This is a genomic window from Streptomyces silaceus, from assembly GCF_001419745.1.
Lineage (GTDB): Bacteria > Actinomycetota > Actinomycetes > Streptomycetales > Streptomycetaceae > Streptomyces > Streptomyces silaceus.
In genome coordinates this window covers 1-12,323 of the sequence record NZ_LIRJ01000163.1, presented here as the reverse complement: position 1 = coordinate 12,323, position 12,323 = coordinate 1, and the positions used below count along the sequence as shown (strand labels likewise).

Sequence of the window (12,323 nt, the reverse complement as noted above, 5' to 3'; positions counted from 1 at the left end):
CAGCGCCGCCGCCTCCTTCGACAGCTGCACCGCCGTCACCAGGCTCAGGCCCGGCTCCGCCTGGCGCAGGGCCTTGACCGCGTGCACGGAGTCGGCGGGGCCCGTGTGGCCCGCCGCGGCCAGCTGCCGCAGGGCCCAGCGGCCGCGGACCTCGGCGTCCGGGACGGCCGCCGTCCGCGTGACGATCTCCAGCGCGCGCTCCAGGCCGGGGCGCTGCGCGGCGTCGGCCTCCGCGAGCGCCTCGCGCAGTTCGTCCGCGACCGCGTCCGTGTCGCGCAGGGTGATCACCATCAGTTCCCGCTTGCTGCCGAACATCTCTCGTCCTTCTCCCCGCTCGTTCCTGCCGGTTCGCGTCTGACCTGTTGCTGCTGTGCTCATGAATGTAGTACTTCTTATACATGAGCGAGCAAGTGCACAACAGGTTGGCGATGGTGCGCGCCGAACGAAAGGTGTCACGCCAGAGCCTGGCCGAGGCAGTGGGGGCCCACTACCAGACCATCGGCTACATCGAGCGGGGGCAGTACAACCCGAGCCTCGACCTCGCGCTGAAGATCGCGAAGTACTTCGAGCTGCCGGTCGAGGCGCTGTTCTCCCTCGAACCGTTTCGCCCGCTCACGGACCAGGTCTACGGGAGGAACCAGTGATGGACGGCAACAGCGGACAGCGGCCGATGACCGGCTACGACCGGCGGATGTACGCGATCATGAACCGCCGCGAGGGCGCTCCGCTGTACGCCACCGGGCCCCGCCGCCGCGCCGTGGTCGTCGCGCACATGGTCCTGACCGCGCTCGGCATCGCGTGCTGGCTCTACTCCGTGTTCGGGGACCAGCGCTGGGCGACGTACGGGATGCTCGGCATCCTGCTGCCCTGGTGCCTCGCGACCGGCGTGATCAACGGTGCCACCCGCGGCCTGCTCGAACTGCGTGCCCGCGCCCTCGACGAGCGGCAGCGCGCCGAGAAGAACCGCGTGCAGGCCCGCGCCCAGCACCTCATGATGTGGCTGCTCTTCGCTGTGACCGTCGCCGTCGGCGCCGGTGGGCTCATGGGCCTGGAGGCCGAGGGGCTGGTCTTCCCCGTCCTGTTCAGCGTGTTCGTCGTGCACTGGCTGATGCCGCTGTGGCTGGCGGGGCTGCAGGCCCAGGACGAGCCGGAGTGCGACGACGAGCCCGTCGGCGCCGTCTGACCCGGCCGTCCGCGGCCGCACTCACACCTTCTGCAACTGCTCCTGCAGCTTCGACACGTCCACCGACTCGTCCGCCGACGGCGTCTTCGTCGGGACCGGCTTGTCGTAGTCCGAGAAGGTCGTCGTCGTGTGGTCGCCGTCGCCCTTCTCCACCGCCTTGACCAGGTAGGGCCTGCCCTCCGCGGCGACGTACAGCGTCGTCTCCCTGCCGTCCTCCGTGCCGGTCAGGGGGACGACGCGGGTGCCGTCGACCGTCGTCGGCTCGCCCTTCTTCAGCGTCTTCGCGTCGTCGGAGTCGTCCTCGATGCCCCGCTGGATCTCGCCGAGGTCGCAGACCCCGGCGACCTCCTTGAGCATCGCGTCCTTCGTGCTGCCGTGGATGTAGCGGTTCTTGAAGATCTCGGCCGCCGCCTCGCCGTCACCGCCGGGGACCTGCGTCTTCCAGAAGGTCTCGTCCGGCTTCATCCAGACCTTGTCACCGCGTTTGACCAGCTCCAGCGACGCGCCGTCCGCCATTTTCATGCTGCCGGTGCAGTTGCCGTCCTGGTCGAGGGTCAGGTCCATGGACGCCGGGTCGTCGGCGTCCGGATCCGAGTCCTCCGTGGCGTCCGCGGAGGCGTCCGAGCCCGTCTCCCGCATCGAGATGTGCACCGACTTCGCGTCGAGCAGCTCCCGCTTCGCCCTGTCGGAGATCTGCTGCGCGCTCATGTCCTCGACGCCGTTGCCCCCGCCGCCGTCGCCTCCGGTGCCGGTGGTGCTCTCGGCACTGCTCGTGCCGCTCGCCTTGTCCTTTCCGCCGTCGTCCGACGAACATGAGGAGAGCGCGAGCACGGCCGCCGCACAGCAGACCGCGCTCCCCGTGACCCTCTTGCGGGGCATACCACTCATCACGTCACCTCCGGTGACAGACCATGTGTCGAGCGTACGTTTTGCCCCGAGTGCCCGCACGCGCAGTGACACAGCGCACTTTCGGCCATCGAACGCGCATGCTTTCTCCACCTCAGGGCAGGTGCACCCGGCTACCGCGAGTGACAGGCGGGGCGAATGACAGGAACGGAAGGCAAACGGGACGTGTCCGCACAACAGACCATCCATGTGGGCGGAGAGTGGCTGAGCGCCGCCTCCGGCGCCACCCGCGAGATCCTCGACCCGGCGGACGCCAAGCCGTTCGCCGTGATCGCCGAGGGCTCCACGGAAGACGCGGACGCCGCCATCGCAGCAGCCCGCAAGGCCTTCGACGAGGGCCCCTGGCCGAGCACGCCGGTCGCCGAGCGCGCCGCGCTCCTGCGCCGCGTCGCCGACCTGCTCGTGCGTGACCGCGAGGAGATCGGGCTCCTGGAGAGCCGCGACGCGGGCAAGACCCTCGAAGAGGGCCGTGTCGACGTGGACTGCGTCGCCGACGCCTTCCGCTACTTCGCCGACCTCGTGATCGGCGAGGGCGCGGGCCGCGTCGTCGACGCCGGCTCCGACGACATCCACAGCGTCGTCGTGCACGAGCCCGTCGGCGTCTGCACGATGATCACGCCCTGGAACTACCCGCTGCTCCAGGCCAGTTGGAAGATCGCCCCGGCGCTCGCGGCGGGCAACACCTTCGTCATCAAGCCGAGTGAGGTCACTCCGCTGACGACGGTCGCGCTCATCGAACTGCTCGTCGAGGCGGGCCTGCCCGCCGGTGTCGCGAACATCGTGACCGGCCCCGGCCACACCGTCGGCGCCCGGCTCTCCGACCACCCCGACGTCGACCTGGTCTCCTTCACCGGCGGCCTCGTCTCCGGCACCAAGGTCGCCCAGGCCGCCGCCCTCGGCGTGAAGAAGGTCGCCCTGGAGCTCGGCGGCAAGAACCCCAACGTCGTCTTCGCCGACGCCTGCGCCACCGAGGAGGGCTTCGACACCGCCGTCGACCAGGCGCTGAACGCCGCCTTCATCCACAGCGGACAGGTCTGCTCCGCCGGTGGCCGCCTCATCATCGAGGAGTCGGTGCGCGAGCGCTTCGTGGCCGAACTCGCCCGCCGCGCCCAGAAGATCAAGCTCGGCCGCGGCACCGAAGAGGGTGTCGAGTGCGGCCCGCTGGTCTCGCGGCAGCAGCGCGAGAAGACCGAGATGTACGTCGCCTCCGCCCTGGAGGAAGGTGCGGTCCTGCGCTGTGGCGGCAAGCGCCCCGAGCCGAGCGAAGTCCGCCCCGCCGAGGGCTACTTCTACGAGCCGACCGTGCTCGACCAGTGCCACCGCGGCATGAAGGTCGTCCGCGAGGAGGTCTTCGGACCCGTCCTGACCGTCGAGACCTTCACCACCGAGGACGAGGCCGTCGCCCTCGCCAACGACACCGAGTACGGTCTCGCGGGCGCCGTGTGGACCACCGACTCCGGCCTCGCGCGCCGCATGGCCCGCCGGATGCGCCACGGCACCATCTGGATCAACGACTTCCACCCCTACCTCCCGCAGGCGGAGTGGGGCGGCTTCGGCAAGAGCGGCGTCGGGCGCGAGCTCGGCCCGGCCGGCCTCGCCGAGTACCGCGAGTCCAAGCACATCTACCAGAACCTGGCGCCCGCGCCGGTCCGCTGGTTCGCGGGCTAGCACCCGGCCGCGTACGGAAGTTCGAGCACCGCCCCCAGGCACCCCCCGCTCATTACGCGCAAGCACCTTGGCACGACCTCGCAGGAAGAGGAGCACCACGCATGTCTGACCAGACCGAGTTCGACTACGTCATCGTCGGTGGCGGCACCGCAGGATCGGTGATCGCGTCCCGTCTCACCGAGAACCCGGACGTGACCGTCGCCGTCATCGAGGGCGGCCCGAGCGACATCGACCGTGAGGACGTCCTGACGCTGCGCAAGTGGCTCGGTCTGCTGGGGGGTGACCTCGACTACGGCTACACCACCACCGAGCAGCCGCGCGGCAACTCGCACATCCTGCACAGCCGCGCCAAGGTGCTCGGCGGCTGCTCGTCGCACAACACCCTGATCTCCTTCAAGCCGCTGCCGTCCGACTGGGACGAGTGGGAAGAGGCGGGCGCGACCGGCTGGGGCGCCAAGGCCATGGACCCCTTCTTCGGCAAGCTGCGCAACAACATCGTGCGCGTCGCCAAGAAGGACCAGAACCAGATCGCCACCGACTGGGTCGAGGCCACCAAGACCGCGCTCGGTGTGCCCGAGGTCGTCGGCTTCAACGACAAGCCCTTCGAGGAGGGCGTCGGCTTCTTCGACCTCTCGTACCACCCGGAGAACAACAAGCGCTCCTCCGCGTCCGTCGCCTACCTCCACCCCCACATGGAGGCCGGTGACCGCCCCAACCTCCACCTGTTCCTGGAGACCTGGGCCACCAGGCTGGAGCTGGACGGCACGACCGCGCGCGGCGTCCACATCCGCACCAAGGACGGCGTGGAGAAGCTGTTCACCGCCCGCCGCGAGGTGCTCGTCTGCGCCGGCGCCGTCGACACGCCGCGCCTGCTGATGCACTCCGGCATCGGCCCGAAGAAGGACCTCGAAGCCCTCGGCATCCCGGTCGTGCACGACCTGCCGGGCGTCGGCGAGAACCTCATCGACCACCCCGAGTCGGTCATCGTCTGGGAGACCGACGGACCGATCCCCGGCAACTCCGCGATGGACTCGGACGCCGGTCTGTTCGTGAAGCGGGACCCGGCCCACAAGGGCCCGGACCTGATGTTCCACTTCTACCAGATCCCGTTCACGGACAACCCGGAGCGCCTCGGCTACGAGCGCCCCGAGCACGGCGTCTCGATGACCCCGAACATCCCCAAGTCCCGCGCCCGCGGCCGCCTCTACCTGACGTCGGCGGACCCGGAGGTCAAGCCCGCGCTCGACTTCAGGTACTTCGAGGACGAGGGCGACTACGACGGGCGGACGCTCGTCGACGGCATCAAGCTCGCGCGGAAGGTCGCGCAGGCCGAGCCGTTCAAGAAGTGGCTCAAGCGCGAGGTCTTCCCCGGCCCCGAGGTCACCGACGACGCCGAGATCAGCGAGCTGGTGCGCAAGGCCGCGCACACCGTCTACCACCCGGCCGGTACCTGCCGAATGGGTGCTTCCACTGATGAACTCGCCGTGGTCGACCCGGAGTTGAAGATCCGGGGCCTGAACGGAATCCGTATCGCGGACGCATCCGTCTTCCCGACGATGCCCGCCGTGAACCCGATGATCGGAGTGCTCATGGTCGGGGAGAAATGTGCCGAGATGCTGGGTGGTGACGGCCGATGAGCGAGGCCACCGTGACGACCGCCACGGACACCGACGACAGCGCGGCGGGACGCCCCGTCTTCGCCGTCGAGAACCTCTGGAAGGTCTTCGGACCCCGGGGTGAGCGCATACCCGAGGACACCTCGCTGCACGGCCTGAGCCCGGCCGAACTGCGCGAGCGGACCGGCTGCACGGCCGCCGTGCGCGATGTGTCCTTCGAGGTCAACAAGGGTGAGGTCTTCGTCGTCATGGGCCTGTCGGGCTCCGGCAAGTCCACCCTCGTACGCTGCCTGACCCGGCTCATCGAGCCCACCTCCGGCACCCTCGCCATCGACGGCGAGGACGTCCTCGCCATGGACAAGGCCCGCCTGCGCGAACTGCGCCGGCACCGCGCCGCCATGGTCTTCCAGCACTTCGGCCTGCTGCCGCACCGCTCGGTCCTCGACAACGTCGCGTACGGCCTGGAGATCCAGGGCGTCGGCAAGGCCGAGCGCCGCGCCAAGGCCCTCGACGTGGTCAAGAAGGTCGGCCTCGAAGGTCTTGAGCAGCGCAGGCCCGGACAGCTCTCCGGCGGTCAGCAGCAGCGCGTGGGCCTGGCCCGCGCCCTCGCCGTGGACCCCGAAGTCCTGCTGTTCGACGAGCCGTTCAGCGCGCTCGACCCGCTGATCCGCCGCGACATGCAGGAAGAGGTCGTCCGCCTCCACCGTGAGGAGGGCCGCACGATGGTCTTCATCACCCACGACCTCGGCGAGGCCCTCAAGCTCGGCGACCGCATCGCCCTGATGCGCGACGGCCGCGTCGTCCAGCTCGGCACCCCCGAGGAGATCGTCGGCTCCCCGGCCGACGACTACGTCCGCGACTTCGTCCGCGACGTGGCCCGCGCCGACGTGATGACCGTGCGCAGCGCGATGCGTCCCGCCGACGCCGACGAGGAGACCCGCGGCGCGGCCCTCGCGCCCGACGCCAAGGTCGCCGAGGCCATCGAGGCCGTCGCGCGCACCGGCTTCCCGGTGCGCGTGATGGACGGCAAGCGGTGCCTGGGCGTGGTGGACCACGCCGGGCTGCTCGCCGTCGTCGCGGGCGCAGGGAACCCCGGCAAGGGCGAGGTGGTCGCCTGATGGCCACCGCCACCGCATCATCGAGTCCCGTACGAGATACGGGAATCGGCGCGCTCCTGCGTCACCGTGCCGTCGGCAAGCTCCTGCTGCTCGCCCTCGCCGCGGCGGTGCTCGTGCCGATCGCCAATGCCAAGTGGGCCTCCGGCGCCTGGCCGGACGCCCTCACCGTCGACCTGTCCGAGCCGCTGGCCAAGACCACCGACTGGATCATCGACAACCGTGACAGCCACTGGCTGTTCACCTACTTCTTCGGGCACGTCAGCAACGCCATCGTCCTGTCGGTGCGCGGCGTCTACCTGGTGCTGCTCGCGGGCGGCTGGGCCGGTGTCATCGCCGGTGCCGCCCTGATCGCCTGGCGGGTCGCCGGCGTGCGGCTCGCGGTCCTCACGGCCGCCGCGTTCGGCCTGTGCGGACTGCTCGGCATGTGGGTGCCGACCATGCAGACGCTCGCCCTGATGGTCGTCGCCGTCCTCGCCTCCGTCGTGCTCGGCGCGCTCATGGGGCTCGCGGCCGGTCTCAACGACCGGGTCTTCCGCCTGCTGCGTCCCGTGCTCGACACCATGCAGGTGCTCCCGGCCTTCTCGTATCTGCTGCCCGCCGGCCTGATCTTCGGCGTCGGCGTCCCCGCCGCGGTCCTCGCGACGGTCATCTACGCCGCCCCGCCCATGGCCCGCCTCACCGCGCTCGGCCTGCGCGGCGCCGACGGCGGCGTGATGGAGGCCGTGACCTCGCTGGGCACCACCGCCCGCCAGCGTCTCGTCTCCGCGCGCCTCCCGCTGGCCCGCAAGGAACTCCTCCTCGGCCTCAACCAGACGATCATGATGGCGCTCTCGATGGCCGTGATCGCCTCGATGATCGGCGGCGCCGGCCTCGGCGACCGCGTCTACCAGGCGCTCGGCTCCGTCGACGTCGGCGCGGCCCTCGCCGCGGGCATCCCGATCGTGCTGCTCGCCGTGGTCCTCGACCGGGTCACGGGCGCCGCCGGTGAGCGCATGGGCGCGAACCCGGTGGACCGCCAGACGCAGGGCGCCGCCTACTGGTGGGTGACCGGCGGGCGCGGCTCGATCCTGGCCGCCGTCGTGACCGCCGTCGTCGCGGTCGTCTTCCGCTACGCCGACCGTCTGGACTGGCCCGAGGGCTGGACGGTGAACATCGTCGAGCCGGTCAACACCGCCAAGGACTGGATGGTCGACCACATCTACACGGGCGTGCCCGTCGTCGGCGGCACCGCCGACTGGTCCGCGCACTTCACCACCTGGGTCCTCGACCCGGTCCGCGACGGGCTGCAGTGGATGCCCTGGTGGTCCCTGCTGCTCCTCGTCGCGGCCCTCGCCTGGCTGATCGGCACCTGGCAGACCGCGCTCACCGCCGTCGTCGCGATGGCGGGGATCGGTGTGCTCGGCGTGTGGGACAAGTCCCTCGACACGCTCTCCCAGGTCCTCGCCGCGGTCGCCGTCACCATGGTCATCGGTTTCGCGGTCGGCATCGCGACGGCCCGCAGCGCGCGGTTCGAACGGCTCCTCCGTCCCGTCCTGGACATCTTCCAGACGATGCCGCAGTTCGTGTACCTGATCCCGGTCGTGGCCCTGTTCGGCATCGGCCGTGCCCCGGCGGTCGCCGCGGCCATCGTGTACGCGCTGCCCGCCGTCATCCGCATCACCACGCAGGGCCTGCGGCAGGTCGACCCCGCCGCGATGGAGTCCTCGAAGTCCCTCGGCGCGACCAACTGGCAGCAGCTGCGCCAGGTCCAGCTCCCGCTGGCCCGCCCGGCGCTGCTGCTCGCCGTCAACCAGGCGGTCGTCCTCGTCCTCGCCGTCGTCGTCATCGGCGGCCTGGTCGGCGGTGGCGCGCTCGGCTACGACGTCCTGTACGGCATCGCGCAGGGCGACCTGGCCTCCGGCCTGGTCGGCGGCGCCGCCATCGTCTGCCTCGGCCTGATGCTGGACCGGGTCACGCAGCCGACGGAACGCCGCGCGAAGAAGGGGGCGTGACATGCGAGTACGTGACAGGGGAGTACGTGGCGTGCGCGGACGTGGCATGCGTGTGCGTGGCGCGCGCGGACGCAAGCGCGCACTGAGCGCCGTCGTCGCTGCCGGTGCCCTGCTCGCGCTGAGCGGGTGCGGCAAGGCCGACATGACCAAGCAGGCGTCCCCGTACGCGAACGCGGCGGGTGCCAAGACCGTGACGCTCTCCGTGCAGTCCTGGGTGGGCGCGCAGGCGGACGTCGCCGTCGCCGAGTACCTGCTCACCAAGGAGCTCGGCTACCGGGTCGACAAGGTCCAGATCGACGAGGTCCCCGCCTGGGACGCCCTCAGCCAGGGCCGCGTCGACGCGATCATGGAGGACTGGGGCCACCCCGAGCAGGAACAGCGCTACATCGAGGACAAGAAGACGATCGTCCGCGGCGGCGACGTCGGCGTGACCGGGCACATCGGCTGGTATGTCCCGACGTACTTCGCCAAGAAGCACCCGGACGTCACCGACTGGAAGAACCTCAACAAGTACGCGGACCAGTTCCGTACGGCGGAGAGCGGCGGCCAGGGCCAGCTGATGGACGGCTCCCCGTCGTACGTCACGAACGACAAGGCCCTCGTGAAGAACCTCGACCTGGACTACAAGGTCGTCTTCGCGGGCTCCGAGGCGGCGCAGATCACGCAGATCGAGCAGTTCGCCAAGCAGAAGAAGCCGTTCCTGACGTACTGGTACAAGCCGCAGTGGCTCTTCGAGAAGGTGCCGATGACGGAGGTGAAGCTGCCCGAGTACAAGGAGGGCTGCGACGCCGACCCCGCCAAGATCAAGTGCGCCTACCCGCACACGCCGCTCCAGAAGTACTTCAACGCGGACTTCGCGAAGAACGGCGGCGAGGCCGCGGAGTTCCTGAAGAACTTCAAGTGGTCGGAGGAGGACCAGAACGAGGTCTCCCTCCTGATCGCCGACAAGAAGCTGTCGCCGCAGGACGCGGCGAAGGAGTGGATCGAGAAGAACCCGTCGAAGTGGAAGGCGTGGCTTCCTCAGTAGGGCTGGTGCCCTGAGGAGCGCTGGTCTCCGTTGTGGGCAGGCGTTCCGAACGGCGGAACGGGTGGGCACGACCACCGGTGCCGGGTGCCGAGAAAGTGGGCACCCGGCATCTCCGCGTCTACGTCAGCTCATCAAGGATGCCCCGCAAAGCCGACATGCTTCTGCGCAGCAGCCCCGGCCCGAAAGTGACCCGAGTAGCCCCGAGTTCCCCCAACTCCCCGGGGGAGGGCCCGTCCCCCTGGGCCAGCACATTCAGGGGCCCCTCGATCCCTGCCCGCAACGCGGGAATCAAGGAGACGGGCGCAAGGATCGGATACACGCAGTCGACGCCCGCCGAGCGGTAGAGCCGCGCCCGCTCAAGGGCGGAATCCACCTCGACGGCCCCCCGGAGAAACGTGTCGACACGCGCGTTGATGACGAGCCGCTCCCCCGCGGCCTCCCGCACCTCCGCGAGCCACTCGGCCTGCTCCCGCGCGTCCCGAAGTATCCCCGTCGACCCCTTGCCCCCGTACGAGTCCTCCAGATTGCACCCGACGGCACCGGCGTCGAGGATCCGGTCCACCAGCTCCTTCGCCCCGAGCCCGTACCCCGTCTCCGCGTCCATGGTCACCGGCACGGACACCGCCCGGGTGATCCGGGCGACCGCCGCGAACATCTCCTTGGGCGGCACCTGCCCGTCCTCGTACCCGAGCGAGAGCGCGATCCCCGCGCTGGGCGTGGCCAGCGCGGGACTGCCCGCCTCCTCGAACACCCGGGCGCTCGCGGCGTCCCAGGGACCCGGCAGGATCAGCGGATCGCCGGGAGCCCGGTCGAGATGCAGGGCGCGCAGCGTGTCCGCGGCGCTCACCACGCGGGCCCGCCCGGCTCGATGCGGCGGCTCACCATCAGCCGGTTCCAGCTGTTGATGACGGCGATCAGGCCGATGAGATGGGCCAGTTCGTCCTCGCCGAAGTGCTTGGCGGCCGACGCGTGGACCTCGTCAGGGACGAAGCCCTCCGTCAGGACCGTGACCGCCTCGGTCAGCGCCAGCGCCGCCCGCTCGCGCTCGGTGAACAACTCCCCGGCTTCCTCCCAGGCGTTGAGCAGCGCGATCCGCTTGGGGCTCTCGCCCTTCTCCAGGGCGATGTCGACGTGCATGTCGAGACAGAACGCGCACGCGTTGATCTGCGAGGCCCGGATCATCACCAGCTCGGCGAGGACGGGATCGCCGAGCCCCCGCTTGGCGGCGGCGCTCAGCGTGCCCATGGCCGCGGCGACACCCTGGTCCAAGTGCGTGGTGCGCGGGCTCACTTGAGGTCTCCCGGCGTGTAGTGGCCGGGGACCTGGCGGGTGGAGACGCCGAACCGGTTCCACGCGTTGATGACGGTGATCGCGGCGATGAGCTGGGTGAGCTCCGCCTCCTCGAAGTGCCGGGCCGCCTTCTCGTAGACCTCGTCCGGCACGAAGCCGTCGGTCAGGACGGTGATCGCCTCGGTCAGCTCGATCGCGGCGATCTCCTTGGCCGTGTAGAAGTGCTGCGACTCCTCCCAGGCGCTGAGCTGGATGATCCGCTCGACGCTCTCGCCGGCCGCGAGCGCGTCCTTGGTGTGCATGTCGAGGCAGAGCGCGCAGTGGTTGATCTGCGAGGCGCGGATCTTGACGAGCTCGAAGATCACCGGGTCGAGACCCTTACGGGCGGCGGTGTCGAGCTTGATCATGGCCTTGAAGACCTCGGGGGCGTGCTTGGCCCAGGCGAGGCGGGGGGTGTGCTCGTGGACGTACTCCTTGGGATTTCCGGCGGTGCCGGTGGTGCCGGCGTTTCTGGTGGTGCTGGTTCCGGTGGTCTCGTTCGTCGTCATGGCAATGACCCTACGGTCGTGGTAGCCCACGGGTATGGTCCATTTCCATGGGAGATTCTTGGGCCACTCTGGGCGTCGACCTCCACCTGGAAACGGGGGGTGGCGGCGCGCGCACCGGCGTCCGCAGAGGGCTGACGGACGCCCTGCGCGCGGCGGTGCGCGGCGGCCGGCTCGCTCCCGGCACCCGCCTGCCGTCGTCCCGCAGCCTCGCCGTCGACCTCGGCATCGCGCGGAACACGGTCGCCGACGCGTACGCCGACCTGGTCGCCGAGGGCTGGCTCACCGCGCGCCAGGGCTCGGGCACACGCGTGGCCGAGCGGGTCTCGCCCGCCGACGCGAAGCCGGGGGGCCGGGGGAGCGCGGTCGTGACACCGGTGCGCACCGCGCCGGTCCGCAGGCGGGCCGGGGCGCCGACGCACGACCTGAAGCCCGGCAGCCCCGACCTGTCCTCCTTCCCGCGCGCGGAGTGGCTCAAGGCGGCCCGCCGGGCGGTCGCCGCGGCCCCCAACGACGCGTTCGGGTACGCGGGTCCGCGCGGCCGTGTCGAACTGCGCGAGGCCCTGGCCGGGTATCTCGCGCGGGCCCGCGGCGTGTACGCCGAGCCCGACCGCATCGTCATCACCGCCGGATTCGTGCAGGCGCTGTCCCTGCTCGGCCGGGTGCTGCGCCGGCGCGGGCTGCGGGACATGACCGTGGAGTCGTACGGACTGGACATCCACTGGGACCTCCTGCACCGCGAGGGCCTGCGGACGGCGCCCCTCGACTTCGACGAACTGGGCACGGTGACCGAGGGGTTGGGCCGTGGGGTCGGTGGCGGTGGCGGTGCGCGCGGCGCGTCGAAGGCCGTGCTGCTCACCCCGGCCCACCAGTTCCCGGTGGGCGTGCCGCTCCACCCCGACCGGCGCGCGGCGGCCGTCGACTGGGCGCGGCGCGAGGGCGGGCTGATCCTGGAGGACGACTACGACGGCGAGTTCCG

At 70.6% G+C, this 12,323-nt stretch carries 13 protein-coding genes; 8 read left to right on the top strand and 5 right to left on the bottom strand.

The genetic code is table 11. The features are described 5' to 3' along the window. Positions 1-315 (bottom strand): hypothetical protein (locus AOK22_RS16725; RefSeq protein ID WP_055699458.1); only part of this gene is annotated, 315 nt, incomplete at its 3' end. 83 nt (positions 316-398) lie between these two features. On the opposite strand from AOK22_RS16725, the gene AOK22_RS16720 reads away from it, so the two are divergent. Both AOK22_RS16720 and AOK22_RS16715 read left to right on the top strand, forming a co-directional pair. Further along, positions 399-644 carry a helix-turn-helix transcriptional regulator gene (locus AOK22_RS16720; RefSeq protein ID WP_055699457.1) on the top strand — a complete coding sequence of 82 codons (246 nt, stop codon included), beginning with the start codon at positions 399-401 and terminating at the stop codon, positions 642-644. Beyond that, positions 644-1,183, top strand: coding sequence for a hypothetical protein (locus tag AOK22_RS16715; protein WP_063795277.1), 540 nt, complete (start codon positions 644-646; stop codon positions 1,181-1,183). Before AOK22_RS16720 ends, AOK22_RS16715 begins: the two co-directional genes overlap by 1 nt. A 21-nt stretch (positions 1,184-1,204) precedes the next feature. On the opposite strand, the gene AOK22_RS16710 is transcribed toward AOK22_RS16715, so the two are convergent. Next, positions 1,205-2,071, bottom strand: a complete 867-nt coding sequence (locus AOK22_RS16710) for a hypothetical protein (RefSeq protein ID WP_237773363.1) — start codon at positions 2,069-2,071, stop codon at positions 1,205-1,207. Between the two features lie 156 nt (positions 2,072-2,227). Between AOK22_RS16710 and AOK22_RS16705 the strand changes: the two genes are divergently transcribed. The 5 genes from AOK22_RS16705 to AOK22_RS16685 all read left to right on the top strand — a co-directional run bounded on the left by AOK22_RS16705 (position 2,228) and on the right by AOK22_RS16685 (position 9,509). Next, positions 2,228-3,757 carry an aldehyde dehydrogenase family protein gene (locus AOK22_RS16705; RefSeq protein WP_055699455.1) on the top strand — a complete coding sequence of 510 codons (1,530 nt, stop codon included), beginning with the start codon at positions 2,228-2,230 and terminating at the stop codon, positions 3,755-3,757. A gap of 101 nt (positions 3,758-3,858) precedes the next feature. Next, positions 3,859-5,394 carry a GMC family oxidoreductase gene (locus AOK22_RS16700; RefSeq protein ID WP_055699454.1) on the top strand — a complete coding sequence of 512 codons (1,536 nt, stop codon included), beginning with the start codon at positions 3,859-3,861 and terminating at the stop codon, positions 5,392-5,394. Then, complete coding sequence (locus AOK22_RS16695; protein WP_055699453.1) at positions 5,391-6,491, top strand: quaternary amine ABC transporter ATP-binding protein; 1,101 nt, start codon at positions 5,391-5,393, stop codon at positions 6,489-6,491. The genes AOK22_RS16700 and AOK22_RS16695 overlap by 4 nt, the downstream gene beginning before the upstream one ends. Beyond that, complete coding sequence (locus tag AOK22_RS16690; protein WP_055699452.1) at positions 6,491-8,482, top strand: ABC transporter permease; 1,992 nt, start codon at positions 6,491-6,493, stop codon at positions 8,480-8,482. Before AOK22_RS16695 ends, AOK22_RS16690 begins: the two co-directional genes overlap by 1 nt. A gap of 46 nt (positions 8,483-8,528) precedes the next feature. Further along, entirely contained in the window at positions 8,529-9,509 is a 981-nt protein-coding gene (locus AOK22_RS16685) for an ABC transporter substrate-binding protein (RefSeq protein ID WP_055699451.1), read from the top strand. A gap of 118 nt (positions 9,510-9,627) precedes the next feature. On the opposite strand, the gene AOK22_RS16680 is transcribed toward AOK22_RS16685, so the two are convergent. The 3 genes from AOK22_RS16680 to AOK22_RS16670 are packed head-to-tail and all read right to left on the bottom strand — an operon-like array spanning position 9,628 to position 11,347. After that, positions 9,628-10,356 (bottom strand): isocitrate lyase/PEP mutase family protein, encoded by a 729-nt coding sequence (locus tag AOK22_RS16680; protein ID WP_055699459.1) that lies wholly within the window; start codon positions 10,354-10,356, stop codon positions 9,628-9,630. Beyond that, the gene (locus AOK22_RS16675; RefSeq protein ID WP_425264035.1) at positions 10,353-10,754 is read right to left on the bottom strand and encodes a carboxymuconolactone decarboxylase family protein; all 402 of its coding nucleotides are present in this window, start codon (positions 10,752-10,754) and stop codon (positions 10,353-10,355) included. Before AOK22_RS16675 ends, AOK22_RS16680 begins: the two co-directional genes overlap by 4 nt. A gap of 41 nt (positions 10,755-10,795) precedes the next feature. Beyond that, positions 10,796-11,347 (bottom strand): carboxymuconolactone decarboxylase family protein, encoded by a 552-nt coding sequence (locus AOK22_RS16670; RefSeq protein WP_055699449.1) that lies wholly within the window; start codon positions 11,345-11,347, stop codon positions 10,796-10,798. A 47-nt stretch (positions 11,348-11,394) separates the two neighbouring features. On the opposite strand from AOK22_RS16670, the gene AOK22_RS16665 reads away from it, so the two are divergent. Next, positions 11,395-12,323 (top strand): aminotransferase-like domain-containing protein (locus AOK22_RS16665; RefSeq protein ID WP_157872247.1); only part of this gene is annotated, 929 nt, incomplete at its 3' end.